24 protein-coding genes are annotated in these 19,549 nt (G+C 64.1%); 17 read left to right on the top strand and 7 right to left on the bottom strand.

Annotation, left to right across the window (positions count from 1 at the left end):
* The first annotated feature begins 168 nt into the window (after positions 1-168).
* The 5 genes from ACZZZM_RS01335 (at position 169) to ACZZZM_RS01315 (ending at position 4,765) form a co-directional block, all read left to right on the top strand.
* Positions 169-2,103 (top strand): copper resistance system multicopper oxidase, encoded by a 1,935-nt coding sequence (locus ACZZZM_RS01335; protein WP_463596356.1) that lies wholly within the window; start codon positions 169-171, stop codon positions 2,101-2,103.
* Positions 2,100-3,236 (top strand): copper resistance protein B, encoded by a 1,137-nt coding sequence (locus tag ACZZZM_RS01330; protein ID WP_463593311.1) that lies wholly within the window; start codon positions 2,100-2,102, stop codon positions 3,234-3,236. Before ACZZZM_RS01335 ends, ACZZZM_RS01330 begins: the two co-directional genes overlap by 4 nt.
* Before the next feature lie 92 nt (positions 3,237-3,328).
* A complete protein-coding gene (locus ACZZZM_RS01325) occupies positions 3,329-3,772 on the top strand; it encodes a DUF305 domain-containing protein (RefSeq protein WP_463593310.1) in 444 nt (147 codons plus the stop codon).
* A 104-nt stretch (positions 3,773-3,876) separates the two neighbouring features.
* Positions 3,877-4,263 carry a DUF305 domain-containing protein gene (locus tag ACZZZM_RS01320; RefSeq protein WP_463593309.1) on the top strand — a complete coding sequence of 129 codons (387 nt, stop codon included), beginning with the start codon at positions 3,877-3,879 and terminating at the stop codon, positions 4,261-4,263.
* Positions 4,264-4,318: 55 nt separating this feature from the next.
* Positions 4,319-4,765 (top strand): DUF411 domain-containing protein, encoded by a 447-nt coding sequence (locus ACZZZM_RS01315; protein WP_463593308.1) that lies wholly within the window; start codon positions 4,319-4,321, stop codon positions 4,763-4,765.
* Positions 4,766-4,939: 174 nt separating this feature from the next.
* Here ACZZZM_RS01315 and ACZZZM_RS01310 read toward each other — a convergent pair whose 3' ends face one another.
* Positions 4,940-5,167 (bottom strand): hypothetical protein, encoded by a 228-nt coding sequence (locus ACZZZM_RS01310; protein ID WP_463593307.1) that lies wholly within the window; start codon positions 5,165-5,167, stop codon positions 4,940-4,942.
* A 562-nt stretch (positions 5,168-5,729) separates the two neighbouring features.
* Between ACZZZM_RS01310 and ACZZZM_RS01305 the strand changes: the two genes are divergently transcribed.
* The 8 genes from ACZZZM_RS01305 (at position 5,730) to ACZZZM_RS01270 (ending at position 10,381) form a co-directional block, all read left to right on the top strand.
* On the top strand, positions 5,730-6,062 hold the full coding sequence (locus tag ACZZZM_RS01305; RefSeq protein WP_463593306.1) for an ArsR/SmtB family transcription factor: 333 nt from the start codon (positions 5,730-5,732) through the stop codon (positions 6,060-6,062).
* A gap of 11 nt (positions 6,063-6,073) precedes the next feature.
* Positions 6,074-6,502, top strand: coding sequence for an arsenate reductase (glutaredoxin) (gene arsC, locus ACZZZM_RS01300; protein ID WP_463593305.1), 429 nt, complete (start codon positions 6,074-6,076; stop codon positions 6,500-6,502).
* Positions 6,502-7,569 carry an ACR3 family arsenite efflux transporter gene (gene arsB / locus ACZZZM_RS01295; RefSeq protein WP_463593304.1) on the top strand — a complete coding sequence of 356 codons (1,068 nt, stop codon included), beginning with the start codon at positions 6,502-6,504 and terminating at the stop codon, positions 7,567-7,569. Before arsC ends, arsB begins: the two co-directional genes overlap by 1 nt.
* Complete coding sequence (arsN2, locus tag ACZZZM_RS01290) at positions 7,566-8,006, top strand: arsenic resistance N-acetyltransferase ArsN2 (RefSeq protein ID WP_463593303.1); 441 nt, start codon at positions 7,566-7,568, stop codon at positions 8,004-8,006. Before arsB ends, arsN2 begins: the two co-directional genes overlap by 4 nt.
* Positions 8,003-8,749, top strand: a complete 747-nt coding sequence (gene arsH / locus ACZZZM_RS01285) for an arsenical resistance protein ArsH (RefSeq protein ID WP_463593302.1) — start codon at positions 8,003-8,005, stop codon at positions 8,747-8,749. The genes arsN2 and arsH overlap by 4 nt, the downstream gene beginning before the upstream one ends.
* Before the next feature lie 65 nt (positions 8,750-8,814).
* The gene (locus tag ACZZZM_RS01280; protein WP_463593301.1) at positions 8,815-9,090 is read left to right on the top strand and encodes a metal/formaldehyde-sensitive transcriptional repressor; all 276 of its coding nucleotides are present in this window, start codon (positions 8,815-8,817) and stop codon (positions 9,088-9,090) included.
* A gap of 8 nt (positions 9,091-9,098) precedes the next feature.
* Positions 9,099-10,037, top strand: coding sequence for a CDF family Co(II)/Ni(II) efflux transporter DmeF (gene dmeF, locus ACZZZM_RS01275; protein WP_463593300.1), 939 nt, complete (start codon positions 9,099-9,101; stop codon positions 10,035-10,037).
* Entirely contained in the window at positions 10,037-10,381 is a 345-nt protein-coding gene (locus ACZZZM_RS01270) for a DUF3147 family protein (protein WP_463593299.1), read from the top strand. The genes dmeF and ACZZZM_RS01270 overlap by 1 nt, the downstream gene beginning before the upstream one ends.
* 23 nt (positions 10,382-10,404) lie before the next feature.
* Here the strand turns inward: ACZZZM_RS01270 and ACZZZM_RS01265 are convergent, their stop codons facing one another.
* Positions 10,405-10,878, bottom strand: coding sequence for a hypothetical protein (locus tag ACZZZM_RS01265; protein ID WP_463593298.1), 474 nt, complete (start codon positions 10,876-10,878; stop codon positions 10,405-10,407).
* A gap of 115 nt (positions 10,879-10,993) precedes the next feature.
* Between ACZZZM_RS01265 and ACZZZM_RS01260 the strand changes: the two genes are divergently transcribed.
* From ACZZZM_RS01260 to ACZZZM_RS01250, 3 genes are all read left to right on the top strand, one after another.
* Positions 10,994-11,794, top strand: a complete 801-nt coding sequence (locus ACZZZM_RS01260; protein WP_463593297.1) for a hypothetical protein — start codon at positions 10,994-10,996, stop codon at positions 11,792-11,794.
* A 79-nt stretch (positions 11,795-11,873) separates the two neighbouring features.
* Positions 11,874-12,812 carry an ImmA/IrrE family metallo-endopeptidase gene (locus ACZZZM_RS01255; RefSeq protein ID WP_463593296.1) on the top strand — a complete coding sequence of 313 codons (939 nt, stop codon included), beginning with the start codon at positions 11,874-11,876 and terminating at the stop codon, positions 12,810-12,812.
* Positions 12,805-13,452 (top strand): hypothetical protein, encoded by a 648-nt coding sequence (locus tag ACZZZM_RS01250; RefSeq protein WP_463593295.1) that lies wholly within the window; start codon positions 12,805-12,807, stop codon positions 13,450-13,452. The genes ACZZZM_RS01255 and ACZZZM_RS01250 overlap by 8 nt, the downstream gene beginning before the upstream one ends.
* 18 nt (positions 13,453-13,470) lie before the next feature.
* Here the strand turns inward: ACZZZM_RS01250 and ACZZZM_RS01245 are convergent, their stop codons facing one another.
* From ACZZZM_RS01245 to ACZZZM_RS01235, 3 genes are read right to left on the bottom strand one after another with little or no spacing between them, the layout of a single operon-like run.
* Positions 13,471-14,043, bottom strand: coding sequence for a hypothetical protein (locus ACZZZM_RS01245; RefSeq protein WP_463593294.1), 573 nt, complete (start codon positions 14,041-14,043; stop codon positions 13,471-13,473).
* A 22-nt stretch (positions 14,044-14,065) separates the two neighbouring features.
* Positions 14,066-14,656 carry a hypothetical protein gene (locus ACZZZM_RS01240; RefSeq protein ID WP_463593293.1) on the bottom strand — a complete coding sequence of 197 codons (591 nt, stop codon included), beginning with the start codon at positions 14,654-14,656 and terminating at the stop codon, positions 14,066-14,068.
* A complete protein-coding gene (locus ACZZZM_RS01235) occupies positions 14,653-15,480 on the bottom strand; it encodes a bis-aminopropyl spermidine synthase family protein (RefSeq protein ID WP_463593292.1) in 828 nt (275 codons plus the stop codon). Before ACZZZM_RS01235 ends, ACZZZM_RS01240 begins: the two co-directional genes overlap by 4 nt.
* A gap of 354 nt (positions 15,481-15,834) precedes the next feature.
* Here ACZZZM_RS01235 and ACZZZM_RS01230 point away from each other — a divergent pair, with 354 nt between their 5' ends.
* The gene (locus ACZZZM_RS01230; RefSeq protein ID WP_463593291.1) at positions 15,835-16,341 is read left to right on the top strand and encodes a hypothetical protein; all 507 of its coding nucleotides are present in this window, start codon (positions 15,835-15,837) and stop codon (positions 16,339-16,341) included.
* A 91-nt stretch (positions 16,342-16,432) separates the two neighbouring features.
* On the opposite strand, the gene gyrB is transcribed toward ACZZZM_RS01230, so the two are convergent.
* Together gyrB and ACZZZM_RS01220 are read right to left on the bottom strand one after the other, a co-directional pair.
* The gene (gyrB, locus tag ACZZZM_RS01225) at positions 16,433-18,976 is read right to left on the bottom strand and encodes a DNA topoisomerase (ATP-hydrolyzing) subunit B (RefSeq protein WP_463593289.1); all 2,544 of its coding nucleotides are present in this window, start codon (positions 18,974-18,976) and stop codon (positions 16,433-16,435) included.
* Between the two features lie 52 nt (positions 18,977-19,028).
* Positions 19,029-19,535, bottom strand: coding sequence for an energy transducer TonB (locus tag ACZZZM_RS01220; RefSeq protein WP_463593288.1), 507 nt, complete (start codon positions 19,533-19,535; stop codon positions 19,029-19,031).
* Between the last annotated feature and the right edge of the window lie 14 nt (positions 19,536-19,549).

Below are 19,549 nucleotides of genomic sequence, written 5' to 3'. Positions count from 1 at the left end.
CTCGCGTCGCGCCCCAAATTTGAGACCGTTTAGGCATGGCCTGGCAAGCTCTTGACCCTGACACAGTGTCAGACCCCATCTGAACAATGCCGGCGCCCCGGTGAGGGTTGGAGCGGATGCGCGCGTAGCAGACAGCAACGACGACAGCGCCGAATGAGTGAGGAACAGATGGGAACGATAATCGACAGGCGGCGACTACTCCGCAGCGCCAGCCTCGGCGGCGCCGGACTGGCCCTGACCTCCCACATGCCCGCCTGGGCGCAGCCGGTATCCGCCGGCATCGTCAAGGCGCTTCCGACCGTCTCGGGCGAAGACATTCGTCTACGCGTCGCCCACCAGATGATGACCATCGAGGGCCGCCGGAGCCACGCCATTGGCATCAACGGCACCGTGCCTGGCCCCCTGATCCGGCTGCGCGAGGGCCAGAACGTCAGGCTGCACGTCGAGAATGTACTCGACGAGGAGACCTCGATTCACTGGCACGGCCTCATCCTGCCGTTCCAGATGGACGGCGTGCCCGGCATCTCGTTCCCCGGCATCGCGGCGCGCTCGACCTTCACTTACGAGTTCCCGATCGTCCAGGCGGGCACCTACTGGTATCACAGCCACTCGGGTCTGCAGGAGCAGATGGGTCACTACGGTCCGATCGTCATCGATCCCGCTGGCCCCGATCCGATCGCATCTGACCGAGAGCACGTCATCGTGCTCTCCGACCACAGCCCTCTCCACCCGCACAGCATCTTCCTGAAGCTCAAGAAGCAGGCCGGCTACTTCAACCGTCAGCGGCAAACACTCGAGACCCTGCTGAAGGGCGAGGACCAGCCGCTCAAGGAGCGCATGGAGTGGGGCAAGATGCGCATGGATCCGACCGACATCGCCGATGTCACGGGTTCGACCTACACCTACCTGGTCAACGGCCACGGGCCCACGGACAACTGGACCGGGCTGTTCCGCCCAGGCGAGCGGGTGCGTCTGCGCATCATCAACGCATCGGCGATGACAACCTTCAACGTCCGCATCCCAGGCCTGAAGCTGACGATCGTGCAGGCGGACGGATTGAACGTCCGGCCGGTCGAGGTCGACGAGTTCCAGATCGGCGTCGCCGAGACATACGACGCCATCGTCACGCCCACGGACGAGCGCGCCTATACGCTCGTCGGTGAAAGCGTCGATCGGTCTGGCATGGCCAGGATGACCTTGGCTCCCCGCGAGGGAATGGCCGCCGAGGTGCCGCCGCTGCGCGAGCGGCCGGTGGCCTCGATGAAAGACATGGGGATGGACATGAACATGGACATGGACATGTCCAGCGGCGATTCCATGAAAGGCATGGATCACGGGGCGATGCCCGGGATGGACCACGGTGCCATGCCGGGCATGAGCAACAATGCGACGAAACCCGGTCAGATACCCTCGGCGAACGGCGCGACGGCCGGCGGGATGTCGGGCATGGATCATGGCGCGATGCAGTCCGGAGCTCCGATGCCCGGCATGGAGACCGCGCCCGGCTCGCCGTCTGGTAGCGATATGGCTGGCATGGACATGGGCCCGATGAACATGCGCGACTTCTCGAAGGCGCCGGGCGTCAGGAAGGGACCGGGCGTGCAGACCATCGCACCAATGCCGATGGACCGCACCGGCGACCCAGGCCAGGGGCTCGAGGATGTCGGCCACCGCGTGCTCACCTATCGCGACCTGGTGTCCCTCGATCGCAACCCCGACGTGCGGGCGCCGTCGCGTGAGCTCGAGATTCACCTCACCGGCAACATGGAGCGCTACATGTGGGCCTTCGATGGCGTGAAGCTGTCCGAGATCAAGGCGCCGATCCCTTTCCTGACGGGTGAACGGGTCCGCGTGACGCTGATAAACGACACCATGATGGGCCATCCGATCCACATCCATGGCCATTTCTTCGAACTGGTCACCGGGCACGGCGACTACAGCCCCAGGAAGCACACCGTCATGGTCCAGCCCGGCGGCAAGGTCAGCTGGGACGTCACCGCCAGCCTCGGTGACTGGGCGTTCCACTGCCACATGCTCTACCACATGCACGCGGGAATGATGAGCATCGTCCAGGTTCGCTCACCGGAGGGAGAAGCGGCATGAAGGCGCTTCTCCTCGCCGGGATCGGCGCCCTGGCCCTCTCGGCTCCCGCCACGGCGCAGACCATGGACCACAGCAACATGCCGGGCATGAAGATGCCCGCCTCAAAGCCGACGGCGAAGCCAGCCACACGAAGGGTGGCACCCAAGCCACGGACAACGAAAGCATCGGCAAGGGCTATACCTGCCAAGCGGCCCCGAGTCCCGGCGGCCGACCCGCACGCCGGCCATGACATGTCCGGGATGCAGGGCATGGAGATGGATGCATCCAATGCGCCGGCGCAGGATTCCCACGCCGGGCACGACATCTCGTCGATGCCGCCCGGCCAGGCGATGCCGAGCGACATGGCCACGATGCCCGACATGCCCCAGGTGCCGGTCGGAACCGACCTCGCGCCCGGCAACGCTCCAGCGCCCGCGCCGCAGCCTGGCCTCGCCGCATCGCGTTATTGGGGCGCCGAGCCCATGGGCAGGGCGGACCGTCAGCTGCGTAAAGAACACGGCGGAATGACCTACTATCAGGTGCTTTTCAACCTGGCCGAATACCAGGCCCGGCCGGGCCGTGACGGCTACCGTTGGGACGGCGAGGCCTCGATCGGCGGCGACATCAACCGCTTCTGGCTCAAGAGCGAAGGCGAAGGCACCTTCGGCGATGCGATCGAGCGGGTAGAGGTGCAGGCGCTCTACAGCCGCGCCATCGATCCGTATTGGAACCTCCAGGGCGGCATCCGCCACGACTTCAAACCGGGCCCATCGCGCACCTACGCCACGATTGGGATCGAGGGTCTCGCTCCATACTGGTTCGAGGTCGAAGGCGCGCTGTTCCTGTCGGACAAGGGCGATGTGTCCGCCCGGGCCGAGACCTATTACGACCAGCGCATCACCCAGAATCTCGTTCTCCAGCCCCGGGTGGAGGCGAACTTCTCGGCCCAGGACGTGCCCGAGAACGGCATCGGCGCCGGCCTGACCGATCTCGAGCTAGGCCTTCGCCTACGATACGAGCGGTCGCGCGAGTTCGCGCCCTACATCGGCGTGTCCTGGGAGAGGCAGTTCGGCGACACCGCCCGTTTCACGCGCCGGCGGGGAGACCAGACGGGAGGCTTCAGCTTCGTCGCCGGCGTGAGGACGTGGTTTTGATCCCAACCTCGGTATCGGAATGCGCCGCACAAGACGACCGGTCCGATCACGGTTGACCCAACAGGAGATCTAAAATGCGAGAGACAATGCGGATGTCCAACGGTTACGTAAGCCTGGCCGTTCAGACGGCGATCGGCGGCGTGATCATGTATCTCGTCATGTTCGTGATGATCGACGGGCTCGGCAGCTTCTTCAACAACCTGAACATGCTCTACATGACAGTCATGATGGTGGCCCCGATGGTGGTTCTCATGATCGTGGCCATGCGAGACATGTTCCCTTCGAAGCCGACGAACGCGACGATCCTCGCTTTGTCCTTCCTCGCGTTCTTCGGCTCGTTCGCGCTGATCCGCAGCCAGACCACCATCGGCGACACCGAGTTCCTTCGTTCAATGATCCCCCACCACTCCGGTGCGATCCTGATGTGCAAGGAAGCCTCGCTGTCGGATCCTGAACTCAAGGCGCTGTGCGGTCAGATCATCAAGTCGCAACGCGAGGAGATCGACCAGATGAAAGCGATCTTGGCGAAGAAATAGCCGAGCCTCCTCGTGCGCGTCGGATTTCTTCCACCTTCTTCGAGGGCGGTGGCGCGTGAGCGCGTAATTAGGGCAGCGCGGGGGCGTCGCAGGAGCAATTACCTATGAGAAACCTAGCAATCGCAACCGTCGTCGCCGCCCTCACGCTGGCGGTGCCCGCCGCCGCCCAGAGCGGCGGGATGCAGGGCATGGACCATTCCAAAATGGACATGGGCCAGATGATGCATCCGACCCCGGCCAACCCCTATCCGCCCGCCGAAATGGACATGCACAAGAAGATGATGTCCGCCGTAGGTGCCGACGCCACCGAGACATGGATTCGCAAGATGATCGAGCATCATCGCGGGGCAATCGCGATGTCGCGCATCGTGCTGCGGGAGACCAGGGACCGTAACGTGCGGATGATGGCCAACAAGTCCATCACCGGGCAAACCCGCGAGATTAGCGAACTTAACACCTGGCTTCGCACGCACGGAAAGCGCGCGCAGTAACTGCTTCGGCACCCTCCGCCTTTACCGGCGGAGGGGCTCAACCTAGGAACCGGCTATGACCAAATTCCGCCTGCTCGCCGCCGCCTTCGTGCTTGCGGTTCCTGTCGCTGCGATTGCTGCGGACCCAGTGCTCGTCCACCGCGATCCGGGCTGCGGGTGCTGTGAAAAGTGGGCCGCGCAGGTAAAGGCTCAGTTCGGCCGGGCCGTTCGCATGATCGACGACGCTAAACGCATGACCCTCCAGAAGGCGCGAGGCGTCCCCGCCGACCTCGCGTCGTGCCACACCGCAGTCATCGACGGCATGACCTTCGAGGGTCACGTCCCCATCGCCGACATGAAGCGCGTGCTGGCGGCGCGCCCCAAAGGCGTGACCGGTCTCGCCGTTGCCGGCATGCCGATGGGCTCCCCCGGCATGGAGATGCCGGGGATGAAGGCGCAGGCGTATGTGGTAGTGGCCTTCGGGCCGGGCGGGCGACGCGTCTTTGCGCGGCACGGAGGCTGAACGGCATGCACCACAATCACGCGAGCGAGCACGAACACCCGCATGTCACGGCTGAGGTTCACCCCTGCGACGGACACCCGATCAGCCTCGCCGCCTGAGCTGCCTTCGGACTAATGCATCTGCCGCCAGCACTCGAGGTAGCGACGGGGCGCGCACGCCCCCCGTCGCAGTCTTCTACTTCTTATCCATCTTGGACATATCGTGGGCCGCATGCTTATCCGGGGCATCCTTGCCGCCGGCATCTTTCTTCATGCCGTCGCAGCAGGACTTGCCATCCTTGTCCTTACAGCAGTCCGTCCCTTCTTTGCAGCATGCCATACCGGCGCAGCAGCCGGCCGCAGCGAAGGCCGCACCCGGAATGGACAGGGCAAGCGCGGCCGCGATAATTTTGAACTTCGTCATGTAACTACTCCAATCGACGTGTTTGATTTTTTCGAACCAAATCACGAGCGCGGAGGGGGTGGCGAGGGCCCGCCGGTAATCCCGAAAAGCTGAATTGCGTCGGGTATGGGGACTTTGACCGACGCGCCGGCTTCAGCCACCAGCGCGCTCCCCAACCCGACGGGCAGAACGGGACAGCCTGTCGCACAGGACATGGTCGCCTGGTGATCTTGAGAGGACGCTGGCACAGGCGCATCAGGGCAGTCGCCGACCGACATGGCCATCATGGCTGCCGGCGTCGCGCCAACTGCGGGTTCGCAAAGGGGCCCGATGCGCACAAGCATCGCAAGCGCGAACGCGGCCAAGGCCAAACTGCGCACAGAGCGCCATGGAAATCTGCTGGCCTTCATCGTCGATGAAATACGACACGGGTGGCAAGCGTGCAATGACCTCCGCCCGGAGCGGCGCATTTGGCGACTGTGGCTGAGGGCCAGGGTGCGCCGACACCCGTGCGAAAGCTCCGCGCACCGTTCGGTGTCGAGGTGCCTATTGCATAGCGCTTTATATCCATTAAACCGGTTATATGGATACAGATTCGGCATTGAGCGCGCTTGGGGCGCTTTCACACCCCACGCGTCTCGACGCGTTCCGCCTGCTGGTGCGCCGTGAACCGGAAGGCCTTCCGGCAGGGCAGATGCACGACGCCCTCAACGTGCCCCAGAGCACAATGTCCGCGCACCTGGCCGTCCTCGAGCGCGCCGGCGTAGTCCGAACCGAGCGGCGCAGCAGGCATGTCATCTACCGCGCGAACCTCGACGGCCTAAAGGCGCTCACCCTCTTCCTCGTGAAGGACTGCTGCGATGGCCGCGCAGAACTGTGCGAGCCGCTGATCGCCGAACTCCTCCCCTGCTGTTGAGAGACCCAGGCATGAACGTCGACCTTATCATCTACCACAACCCGGAATGCGGCACTTCGAGGAACGCGCTCGCGATGGTCCGCAACGCCGGTATCGAGCCCCATGTCATCGAGTATCTCAAAACCCCGCCGTCGCGGGCGATGCTGCAGCAACTCATCGAGCGCAGCGGGATGACGCCACGGCAACTGCTCCGCGAGAAAGGCACGCCTTTCGCCGAACTCGGCCTGGGCGACGAGACGGTCAGCGACGACGCCCTCATCGACGCGATGATGGAGCATCCGATCCTGATCAACCGGCCGATCGTCGTATCGCCCCTCGGCGTCCGGCTGTGCCGCCCATCGGAAGAGGTCCTCGACTTGATCGCTGCCGAGCAGCGCGGAGCGTTCGCCAAGGAGGACGGCGAACGGGTCATCGACGAGAGCGGCACGAGGCTCGGCTGATGGGCACTGTCTCGGCCGCCGCGTCCCCGCCGCCCGCGATCAGCATGTTCGAGCGATGGCTGTCGCTATGGGTCGCACTGTGCATCGTCGCGGGCATCGTGCTGGGTCAATTCCTACCCACCGTCTTCACCACGATCGCCTCCGCCGAAGTGGCGCGCGTCAATCTGGTCGTCGCCGCCCTGATATGGCTTATGATCATACCGATGCTGCTCAAGATCGACTTCGGAGCGCTCAGCAGCGTGCGTCAGCACTGGAAGGGTGTCGGGGTAACCCTCTTCATCAACTGGGCCGTGAAGCCCTTTTCAATGGCTCTGCTGGGAACAGTCTTCATCGGCTGGCTCTTCGCACCGTGGCTGCCGGCAGGCGAGGGCCCGTCCTACATCGCGGGCCTCATCCTCTTGGCGGCCGCGCCCTGCACCGCCATGGTGTTCGTCTGGTCGAATCTCTGCGGCGGAGAGCCGACCTACACGCTCAGCCAGGTGGCGCTGAACGACGTGCTGATGATCTTCCTATTCGCCCCGCTCGTGGGCCTGCTGCTGGGCGTCGCCTCGATCACAGTGCCTTGGGACACGCTGCTGATCTCGGTCGTCCTCTACATCCTCGTCCCGGTCGTGATCGCCCAGATCGCGCGTCGGCTCATCCTCTCCTCCGGCGGCACGCTCGCCCTCGACAAAGTCCAGGCGCGGCTTGGTCCGATATCGCTGGTGGCCCTGCTCGCGACGCTCGTTCTGCTGTTCGGCTTCCAGGGCGAGCAGATTATTGCGCAGCCGCTGGTCATCGCGCTGCTCGCAATCCCGATCCTCATCCAGGTCTATTTCAACGCGGGCCTCGCATACTGGCTGTCGCGGCGCTTCGGCGTCGCCTGGTGCGTCGCCGCGCCGGCCGCGCTGATTGGCGCGTCTAACTTCTTCGAGCTCGCGGTCGCCGCCGCGATTTCGCTGTTCGGCCTCAAGTCCGGCGCCGCGCTCGCGACCGTGGTCGGCGTGCTGGTCGAGGTGCCTGTGATGCTCTCAGTCGTCGCGATCGTGAAGCGAACAAGGCCCTGGTATGAGGCAAGAACCGCATGAGCCGCACCATCTTCGCACCGATCGCGCTAGGTGCCCACGACGTGCTGCGCCTGGCCCTCGATGCGGCGCAGCTGCCAACCGACGACCTCGACCAGCCCAGACGGTCCTTCTTTGAATTGACCGACGAACAGGGCCTGATCGGCTTCGTTGGTCTCGAGGCCGATGGCGCCGACCGCCTGCTGCGCTCGCTGGTCGTGCTCCCGAGCCGCAAGCGCCAAGGCCACGGGGGTCTGCTCGTCGCCCACGTCGAGTCGCTCGCGCGCCGCGATGGCGTGGAACGCCTCCACCTGCTCACTACCACCGTGGCGGAATTCTTCCGCGCCCGGGGATACCGCCCCGCTAACCGTGAGGACGCACCGCCGGCGATCGCCGCGAGCGCACAGTTCTCGTCGCTGTGCCCGGGCAGCGCAGCCTATCTCGTCAAGGATCTAGCATGAGCCGACTACGTCCGTTGACCGACGCCGAGCTGCTTCCGGCGCTCGATCCGGCCTACGTCATCAGCCGCCCGGGTGTCGGCCTCGGCGACAACCAACCGCCGCCGCGCATCCTGCTACTCTACGGCTCGCTGCGGGAGCGATCATTCTCGCGCCTGGCGACGGAGGAGGCGGCGCGACTTCTCCAGATGTTCGGTGCCGAGACGCGCATCTTCGACCCGTCCGACCTGCCGCTGCCCGACCAGGTGCCGGGCGACGACCATCCCGCCGTCCACGAGCTGCGCGAGCACGCGTTCTGGTCCGAGGGCATGGTATGGTGCAGCCCCGAGCGCCACGGGCAAATCACTGGCATAATGAAGGCGCAGATCGATCACCTGCCACTCGAGATGAAGGGCCGCCGCCCGACCCAGGGCCGCACGCTGGCCGTCATGCAGGTCTCGGGCGGATCGCAGTCCTTCAACGCCGTCAACACGCTGCGCCTGCTTGGTCGCTGGATGCGGATGTTCACGATACCCAACCAGTCGTCCGTTGCGATGGCCTACAGGGAGTTCGACGAAGCCGGCCGAATGAAGCCATCGGCTTACTACGACCGCATCGTTGACGTGATGGAGGAGCTGGTGCGCTTCACCGTGCTGATGCGGCCGCACGCCGCGCAGCTTATCGATCGCTATTCCGAGCGGAAGTCGGCGGCAAAGCCGTTTGATCCGGCGAGCGATATCACCAGCCGGGCCACCGCTGCCTACTAGCCCCGCAGCAGTGACCCGGGCACAATGATTGCAATACCGATCCTATAGGCATAGGGGGTATGGGTATGTCGCACCTGACCCATACCAATGCAGACCTGGTCGCCCGTGTCCGGCGGATCGCGGGACAAGTCGGCGCTGTCGAGCGCGGCTTGCTGTCGGATTCGTCATGCTCGGACATCCTGCACCTCGTCGCTGCCGTGCGCGGCGCGGTAAATGGCCTCATGGACGAGATCATCGCCGAGCACCTTGAGGCACACGTCTCGCGCCCGGGCCTGGACGACGCCGAGCGGGCCGCCGGCGCCGACGAACTGCTGACGGTCATCCGTCGCTACTCGAAGTAGGAATTACAGTGGCGACCCTGCAAGACAGCGATACTTTCGCCCACGAGCACGTCTTTCTAGGCGCCTCTCACGACGAGAACGCGCGGCGGACGCGGTGGGTCGTTCTGCTCACCGCCCTGATGATGGTCGGTGAGATCATCGCCGGATACGTCACCGGCTCGATGGCGCTGCTCGCGGACGGTTTCCACATGGCAACCCACGCGGGGGCGCTTTCCGTCGCCGCTGCCGCCTATGCCTATGCCAAGCGGCACGCCCGCAACCCGACCTACAGCTTCGGCACGGGCAAGGTGGGTGACCTCGCTGGCTTCGCCTCAGCGCTGATTCTGGGACTGGTCGCGCTCGGCATCGGCATCGAGTCGGTGCTGCGGCTGTTCCAACCGATCACCGTTGCGTTCGGCGAGGCCACCGTCATCGCCGTGGTCGGGCTCGGCGTGAACATCGCCAGCGCCTTCCTGCTGTCAGGTGGCCATCACCACCACGGTCACGGTCACGACCATCACGGTCATGACCACGGCCACGGCGACGACCATGACCGGCACGCCGGTGACAACAACCTGCGCTCCGCCTACGTCCATGTCCTCGCCGACGCGCTGACCTCGGTGCTAGCCATCGGGGCGCTGCTCGCCGGACGCTATCTCGGCTGGGTCTGGATGGACCCGGTGATGGGAATCGTCGGGGCGATCGTCATCGCACGCTGGTCATTTAGCCTCATGCGCGACACCGCCGCAGTCCTGCTCGACACTACGGACGCCCACGTCGCAGACGAAGTGCGCGAACTGATCGAGGCCCCAGGTGACGCAAGAATCACCGATCTCCACGTCTGGCGGGTAGGACCGGACGCGCATGCCGCGATCGTCAGCGTAACGGGCGTCCGTGACAGCGAGACCATTCGCCGCCGCCTGCAGCCGGTTCACGAACTCGGCCATCTGACTATCGAGGTGCGCTGATGCTCTACTTGGTGGCGAAGGCACTGATCTCGGGCGCCATAATCGCGGCCGTTTCAGAGATCGCCAAGCGCCAGCCGGGTCTGGGGGCGCTAGTCGCCTCGTTGCCGCTCATCTCCGTGCTTGGGATGATCTGGCTCTGGCATGACAAGCCCGACGCGGAGAACATGGCCGCCCACGCCGGAGCCACGTTCTGGTATGTGCTCCCCTCGCTCCCGATGTTCCTCCTGATTCCGGTCTTGCTGCGCCACGGTTGGCCGTTCTGGCTGGCGCTGGTAGCGGGCTGCGCGCTCACGGTTGCCCTGTATCTCGGCATGACCTGGATGGCGCCACGCCTAGGTCGTTAGCGGGTCGAACGACCAGCTTCAGCCTACACTCGACCAAGCGCGCGCTGCGTGAGGTCCATCCTCGCTGCCCTCTGTTCACGCCAGCGCCGCTCGGAGATCAATGACAAGCGTTCGGACTCGATGAGCAGCCTGACGACGGACGTTTCGATCGCCTCGAGATGGAGCTGAATCGTTACCGACAGTGACATCCGGCCCTCCGCCGTCACTGGCACAAGCTGAAACCTGTCCATCGCCGCGAGCGCCAGCGCATCATCCATTCCGGCCGCCGTGGTGAGCCGATCGATGTCGGCCTGTGCATCGGCTAACGAACGCAACTCGGCCATTCCGTCGTGGAAGAGATCGGCAACAAGACGACCCGGACCCTTGAAGGGCAGCAGGTTGCGAACACTGACTGGAAGATGGACGCGGTCTTTCGTCGCGAGGACCAACGGCTCGGTCCACACGCGCGCGTTCTGTGCGGGGAATGCGTTCCACGCAGGGGGCCGGCCCGCCGTCATTTTTAATTGGGAACATTTATCTGCACTTTAGTCCAGATAAAACACGCATTTTGATCTAATTGCTTTGGATCATCCAGCCGATATGCCATAATCGGGAATAATTAAGGGAGGTTCGATGTTCTACGATCCTGAGCGGCAATACGCACTCCGCCACGATGATCTGAAGATCGTCTGCTGGTCGCGCATGCAGTCGGAAGCAGGCCAAGGTCTGCAGGCGATTGTCGCCCGCAAGGAGCTCGAGCGGCAGGCGGGCGACGGCGTGTTCTTCTGGGGCGTGGGCAACGCGCCCGGCAGCGAACCGGCGCGACTCGCGCGGGAGCGGGTCCCGATCGACGTGGTGTTCTCCATCATGAAGTCGAAGCCGAAGCCGCAGGACGTCAAGCCGGCCGAGCTGCAGCTATGGCGAGGCTACATCGACCAGTTCGGCGTGGAGCAGGTCCTTCCCCAGGGGGCGCTGATAACGAGCAGGGCTCACCCGGCGGACGCACGTGCGCGCTCACATTACGCGCTGATGTGTCGCACCGACGAGCCGCTCTCGCTGCACGACCACGGTCCGTTCGATCCCAGCGCGTTCCGCAACGTAGGAGGGCGGGGGGCCCCGGTCGGGTCTTCGCAGGTGACCGCGATGCTGCGGCTCGTCGACCCGCGACCAAGCGATGTTGCGGGCTATCGGGCCAACCTACGAGCCACCCTCACCGGCGGCTATTGGGTGCGCCTGACGGACTCCGTCCGGCTTCCCTCGACGGCCGCGACTTCGCTGCTCGACCGCTTGGACGGCGTCGAAGACCTGAACCGCGACAGGTGGATCGCGCTCGTGGAACAGTTGAAGATCGGGCAAGGCGTTGAGCGCCCCCGACCTCCAACGCTATTCGCGCGCAACGATCGCGGATTTGCGCCCGCGCACCAAGTCGTATAGCGGCGCCGGCGGGAGACAGATGGGTCCGGACGAGAGAAATCTAAGGCGGCAGTTGCGCCGATCGGGGCTGGCAAAGCCGATGATCGACGCCGCTTGGCCACAGTGGTGGACCGATGCGGCGGAAGCATCGGTGTCCGCCAGAAACGAGCTGCGCTTCACGCTTGCAAGGGCTCTCGGTCTGGATCCTAGGGCGCTGGTTGAAAGCGATGAGGTGCGCTTCGCAGGGACGGTCGGCGCGCGGTTCAAGTCGCTCACCGCCGCCGACGCGTCCGAGCAGATGGCCATCATATCCTTCGGCCAGTCGGTGACCCGCCTTCTTATGGCGGCCACTCCTGCGGGAGAAGCGCCACCTCAAGTCACCGCCGCACGACTGCGCGCGTTCATGCTCGAGAACGGAGCGGTTCCGTCCTTCCAGTCAATCGCGGCAGTCTGCTGGCGGATGGGTATCCCGCTTGTCTACCTGCAGGTCACTCCCCTTCAGGCTAAGCGAATGCACGCTATGGCCTCCGGGCAGGGGGCCCGTGCTGCTATCCTGGTGGCACACGACGACACTCTGTATGCGAAGGCGGCCTTCACGATCGCCCATGAGCTCGGCCATGTGATGCTGGGCCACCTCGACAGCGAGCCCGCATATCTGGACATGGACGATCCGCTGTCGGGCGGAGCCAAGAACCAGGACGAGCGTGACGCCGACGCTTACGCGCTCGAGCTCCTCACAGGGCGGCCCGAACCGATCATCACCACCAGCACGGACGATTATTCAGCCGGACAGCTCGCACGCGCCGCAGCCGACGTCGGGGCCGTTGAGGGCATCGATGCGGCCACCATCGCGCTCTGCGATGGATTCCGCACTGGCAACTGGGCACGCTCGACGGCCGCTTGCCAGCGCCTTCAAGGCCAGCCCGCCAACGCCGCCCGGGAAGCCAACCAGCAAGCTGCTCTCGAACTCGACCTGGATGAGCTGGGCGACGAGGCAAGGGGCTACCTGCAACGGGTCCTTGGACTTCCCGATGAGTGACGAGGCCCTCGTCGACACCGACGTTCTCTTGAAGACCATATCCTACCGCCTCGCAGACGCGACGCTCACGCACCTGAGTGCAGCCGGCCTGCGCCCAAAAGTGTTGGGTGCCGCGCGCTACATGCTCGCCTCGCACATCGGCAAGGCTCGAAGGATAGTCGATGGGGCAGCGGCCGCCGAGGAACTCGCTCTGATCGCGCCCTTGCTGGAGGACGTCGAACCCACGGCGGACGAAACCGCCTTGGCGGCGGAGCTCGAAGTGGTGGCTCGGACGGCTGATCTGGCGATCGATGGTGGCGAAAGCCAGCTTCTAGCGATTCTCATCCTGAGAGCGGCGCCGCTCATGCTTACGGGGGACAAGCGTGCGATCCGGGCGATCGGCCGCATGGTCACGCCCGTTCCACCGCACCGGATCGCATGCCTTGAGCAACTGCTCGGTTCGCTTGCGGATTCGCTCGGGCCGGAAACCGTGCGTTCCGCAGTATGCGCCGAACCGCTCGTCGACAAGTCGCTGCTCTCGGCGTGCGGGTGCGCGTCGCCAGCAGGAACGGATCCTCGACCAGGACTTGAAAGCTACGTCGAGGATCTGCGCAAACAGGCACCCGCTGCGCTATGCGAAGGCCGGTGCCTTCCAGTCTGACAGCGAGTTCGCTGACTCCTATCGCAGGAACACGGCGTATGGCGCGACCAGCTCCGCGACGAGCCCGATCGACTTCACCTGCTTGCGATCGACGTTCGGCGGCGGCGAATTGGCGACCACCTCGAGGCACGCCTTGTCGCACTGGCCCTTGATGTAGAGCGCCCCGACCTTGCCCTCACTCGGCCCCAGGGCGACGCGTGTCTGATCGAGCGGCAGTTCGAACTGCTCGACGCGCAGGTCGCCTATGACCAGCGCGAACTTCGAACCGAGCGCGTTAATGCCATCGGGAATCTCGTCCCACTTCAAGTTGTCGGTAGACCAGTGTGAAGCCCGAACCGGCAAATGGTCATGCTTCGAATGCACCGACTCCATGACCAGGTGGATGGGCCGCCCTGCGGCCGCATGGCGATCGGCGAACGGCTGCACCATAGTGCGTGGATGGCAGGACGAGCCGCCATACCCCCATGTCGCGATCCCGTTCTTCGCGATCTCAGCGAGCTTGCGTTCGACGATTTCGTCCAGGCTCTCCTGCGCATGCATGCCGACCTTCATGTAGAGGAGGCCGGAACCCGGCTTCAGTATATCGGTCATCTTCAGCTCCTCCATTCGGCGATTATCTCAGGAAAACCGCATAGGGTCGGTATAGGTCTGCGACGAAGGAGATCGGAACGGTCTGGACACCTCCGCCCGGCTCAATCTCGCCGCTTTCATCCTCGACCTGCAGCACAGCCTTGTCGACGCGACCGCCAACTGGCTCCACGTATTTCGCACCGAGCCTCCCACGACTTGGCCCGGCAGCGACCCGGGCGTTCGTAAGCGAAAGCTCGAAGCTCTGCTCCCGGAGGTCGGTGATTACGAAGGCGTATCGCGAACCGGTCACTCGTATGCCCGGCGGCAGCGGCTTGAAGTTGATGCCGTCGATCGACCACTCGCGCGCCGGCTCATCCTCGGCCCAATACGTCTCCCTGGAAGGAGGCACTTCCTCCAGGCAAAGCCTTACTACGCCGCCTTGCCGAGCGACGTCCTCGGCATAAGGTTGCACCACCGTTCGCGGATGGCAGTTCAGACCCCCGTATCCCCAGAAAGCATGGCCCACCTGAGCGACCTCTGCCCGCTTGCGCTCGATGATTTCATCAAGCGTCTCGCCAGCATGCGATCCAACCCGCATGAAGACCAGTCCGGCTCCGGCTTCAAGCACGCTCAACTTTCGTTCTCCCATTTCTCAAGTGTGTAGTCCTGCTCCAGCGCCCGGTCATAGTCCGGACGCGACCGGTCCTTGATGTATCGCACCCTCGGCTCCTTGGAGCGCCCGTAGAAGTTGGTTAGCAAAGTCTGCTCGATGGTGTCCTCGGCATGCACCCGGGCGCCGCCGGGCACGGAACCGACGACCAAGTTGCATGATCGTAGGTGCTCCGCCTCCGGCAGGTGATAACCGTGCAGGCGCGATTCCATCGACGCCACGTAGAACCCGCGCCCGATCGCGTAAACTTGAACCTTCTGCAGCACCTTGCTCGGCCATTCGAGCTCGGGATCGTCAGCGATCACGATCATGCCCTCGCCCCGGTAGCCGATTGCCTCGATGCCGCGACGTGCGAAGACGACCACGCTGTTGCCATCGTTGCTCTCTCCCCAAGGCGGATTGGTATAGAACCGGTCGAACGCTCCCTTCTCAGGGAATGGTTCGAGGCAGTTGTAGAGTTCCGCTTCCACGCCAGGCAGTCGCTCCTTGTTGGCGAGCCGGCGGACCGAATTGACGATGCGCTCATCGAAATCGAAGACCTTGATACGCTCAGGGCCGCCCTCCACGATGCCGAGTTTCGTGAGCACGGCGACCGACAATGCTATTCCGTCGCCGTCGCCGATGAAAGCAATTCGGCGGCCCTTCGCCCACTCACCGACGCGTATGGCCTGACGCACCATATCGCCGGCGCGCATGTAAATCTGGTCGTAGGCGCGAATCGGCAACGGCCGGTTCATCACGACTTCCGAGATGGCGTTCATCGCCTTCTGCCAATCATCGTCGTTCAAGCCAGTTGCCTCCATCGGCGGATCGCGGTTGCAGGGGGCTGACGCCCCTGTCAGAAACTGCTAGGTGAGATCGCGCGCGGCCCCGGGCCGCGCGCGACGGTCGCGCTCTATAACAAGAGCCATCGCGTCGGGAGAGTTGGTAGCAGCCGCACTCCCTCGACACGGACGGGGACTTCCATCCCGGACGACCTTTCTACGGGACCAAGCGCTCCCGTTGCGTGAACCAGCAGTTCAAGCCACCGGTCGGGCTACGCCCGACCGGACCGGCGCGAGTCGCTCCGGCAACCATTTTTGTATCTTGAGTTGTAGCTACATACAAGTTGAATCTGTATGTTGAACGTGTAGGGATAAGAAATGGAAGACGCGGACGATCTGGCGCTCAGGAATGCCGTTGCTCGGGCAGCCGAGCTGCGAGCTGCCATCGATGGGGCGATGGAGCGGATTACCGCCATTCAGACCGAGATTCGCGCAGACGCCGTGGAACTTCGCCGAATCGAGCGTTTCATCGGGTCGTGGCGCAGCATGGCGGGCGCGGAGGCTATACCTGCATCGCGACCGAAGAACCCGAACCGCCGCGATGTCGCCAGCGCGGCGCTGGAAATCATTCGTAAATTCGGCAGACCGCTTTCCAGAAGGGACCTTTTCGAACGGCTAGCCAAAGCCGGCGTCGAAATCGCGGGCAAGGACCCGGAAATGGTGCTCGGGACAATGCTATACAGGGACGACAGGATCGTTCGACTTCGCGGCCACGGATACTGGCCGAAGGAAGAAGTCTATGAGCCGGCCTTTTATATCCCGGAACATGAGGGCCTAATCGGTGCGACGCACGATCCCGAGCCGTTCTCCAGTGAGGAAGAATAACTCAATTCTAAATCTCGCAATAGATTGCAGGACTTTCCGCAATAAATTGCCGTCTATCCGCAATAAATTGAGTCAGTTCTCAGTCAGTGCGTTATACGTCCAAATTGGCGACGCTGAGCGCATTCTCCTGAATGAACTCGCGGCGCGGCTCGACCACGTCGCCCATCAGCTGGGTGAAGATCGCGTCGGCAACGTCGGCCTGATCGACCTGCACCACCAGCATCGAGCGGTTCTGCGGATCGAGCGTGGTTTCCCAGAGCTGCTCGGCATTCATTTCGCCGAGACCCTTGTAGCGCTGGATCGCCAGGCCCTTGCGCCCAAAGGCGAGGATCGCATCGAGCAGCTGGCTCGGGCGTGAGACCAAGCTCTCACCCTTGGCCGCCGTGACAGGAGCCTCGGGCTCTTCGCCGTCCGTCGCCAGCACTGCTTCCGCGGCCAACGCCGCTTCGACTTCGGTGACGGCGCCCTTGGCCGAGATCAGCTTGGAGGGCAGCAGATAGGCCGGGGCCTGCTCGACGGCGAGCGCATGCAGTTTGCGCGCCTCGGCCGAGACCAGGAACGCGGCCTCGACGATGTGATGATCGGTTACGCCGCGCCACAGCCGCTCGAAATGATAGCCGCCATCCTCGGTGACGCGGCCCTTCCAGCGCGCGTCCTGATCGGCGGCGTCGAGGCGCGTGACGACGGTCGTCAGGCTCGCGGCCCGCTGCTCGCGCGTGGCATTGGGATCGAGCCCGCCGCCGAGCGCCAGCACTTCGATGATGTCCGCGGAATAGCGCCGCGGCACATAGCGCATCAGCGTGCGCATCCGCCGGGCATGCTCGACCAGTTCGCGCAGATCCTGGCCGGTGCGCTGCTGCCCCTGCGTATCGAGCACGGTGCCGCCGACGCCGGCATCGACCAGATACTGATCGAGCGCGCTATCGTCCTTGAGATAGACTTCGCTGCGGCCCTTGGTGGCTTTGTAGAGCGGCGGCTGGGCGATATAGAGGTGCCCGGCGGTAATGATCTCGGGCATCTGGCGATAGAAGAAGGTCAGCAGCAGCGTGCGGATATGCGCGCCGTCGACGTCGGCGTCGGTCATGATGACGATCTTGTGGTAGCGGAGCTTCTCGAGGTTGAAATCGTCGCGTCCGATGCCGGTGCCCATCGCCTGGATGAGCGTGCCGATTTCGCGGCTCGACAGCATCCGGTCGAAACGCGCGCGCTCGACGTTGAGGATCTTGCCGCGTAGCGGGAGGATCGCCTGGAAATGGCGGTCGCGGCCCTGCTTGGCCGATCCGCCGGCCGAGTCACCCTCGACCAGAAACAGCTCCGATTTGGCCGGGTCACGCTCCTGGCAGTCGGCGAGCTTGCCGGGCAGGCTGGCGATATCCATCACGCCCTTGCGCCGGGTCAACTCGCGCGCCTTCTTGGCGGCCTCGCGCGCGGCGGCTGCGTCGATCACCTTCTGGATGATCTGGCGCGCGGTCTGCGGATTTTCCTCGAGCCATTCAGCGAGCTTGTCGGCCATCAGCGATTCGAGCGGCTGCCGGACTTCGCTGCTTACCAGCTTGTCCTTGGTCTGGCTGCTGAACTTGGGATCGGGCAGCTTGACCGAGACGATCGCCGTCAGCCCCTCGCGCATGTCGTCGCCGGTGAGGGAGACCTTCTCCTTCTTCAGCGCGCCCGACTTGTCGGCATAATTGTTGAGCGTACGGGTCAGCGCGGCGCGGAAAGCGGCCAGATGGGTGCCGCCGTCGCGCTGGGGGATGTTGTTGGTAAAGCAGAGGACGTTTTCGTAGTAGGAATCATTCCACTCAAGCGCGACGTCGATCGTCACGTCGTCGCGGGTGCCGGCGATCGCGACGGGATCGGGCATCAGTGCGATCTTGTTGCGGTCGAGATACTTCACGAAGGCGGCGATTCCGCCCTCGTAATAGAGCTCGACTTCCTTGACTTCCTCATGCCGCGCGTCGCGCAGGAACAGGCGCACGCCCGAGTTCAGGAACGCTAGCTCGCGATAGCGATGCTCGAGCTTCTCGAAATCATAATCGGTGATCTTGAAGGTGGCGGGCGAAGCCAGGAACGTCACGCGCGTGCCCTTCTTGCCTTCTGCCGGCCCGATCACCTTAAGCGGGGCGACGGCGTCGCCGAACGCGAAGCGCATGTAATGCTCATCGCCGTCGCGCCAGATGTTGAGGTCGAGCCACTCCGAGAGCGCGTTGACCACCGATACGCCGACGCCGTGCAGGCCACCGGAAACCTTGTATGCGTTGTCGTCGCTGGTGTTCTCGAACTTACCGCCAGCGTGGAGCTGGGTCATGATGACCTCGGCCGCCGAAACGCCTTCCTCGCTATGGATGCCCGTCGGAATCCCGCGGCCGTTATCCTCGACCGAGACCGAGCCGTCCGGGTTCAGCTGGATGATGATCTTGTCGCAATGCCCGGCCAGCGCCTCGTCGATCGCATTGTCCGAAACCTCGAACACCATGTGATGGAGGCCCGATCCGTCATCGGTGTCGCCGATATACATGCCAGGCCGTTTGCGCACTGCGTCGAGGCCCTTGAGGACCTTGATCGAGTCTGCGCCGTAAGCGTTCGCGTTGGGGATGTTTTCGGGAGTTGTGTCGTCGGGTTTTGCCATGCCCAGCATATAGGGTCGCAAGCCCCGAAACGAAAGCAAAATGGGCGGTTTCGCGGTCCTGTCAGGGGATCCACATTCCGGCCCGGCCGACAAGCACGGCTGGTACAGGTTTGCCCCGATATGTGGCGGGTGAAAATCGCGCGCGTGTTTTGATCGCGTGGCAAACCGCCCAGTCGATAGTCTTGCTGCCCGATGATATCCGGGCAATGCAATCGCGCACCCGCCCCTGAATATCCACTTCGATCAGATATTCGACGGTGCCGCTTTCGCGGCGCTGAAGCGCGGCCTGCGGGTAGTCGCTAAACGTGATCCAGTCGCGAGGACTGGTCAGCGATTTCGCCGGCTCCAGTCCGGCAGGCAAGCCCTTGGCAGTCAGTTTGGCGCAAGCGGCTTCGTCCAGCGACGGCGCCGGTTCCCCCGTCACGCGATCGCACTGCGTGATCTTACTCCCGTCACCGGCTCGGATTGCGTATTGAGCGCCGCCCTCCAGCATTGCCGGATAGCCGAGCATATCCTGGGCGTGCGAGGCCGCGGGCAGCAGACTGCCAGCCGCGGACAGCAGCGCCATTACGCACCGGCGCG

This window comes from Sphingomonas sp. AC522, assembly GCF_979258125.1.
Note: the sequence above shows the minus strand (reverse complement) of the source record. Positions and strands in the feature narration are given on the sequence as shown.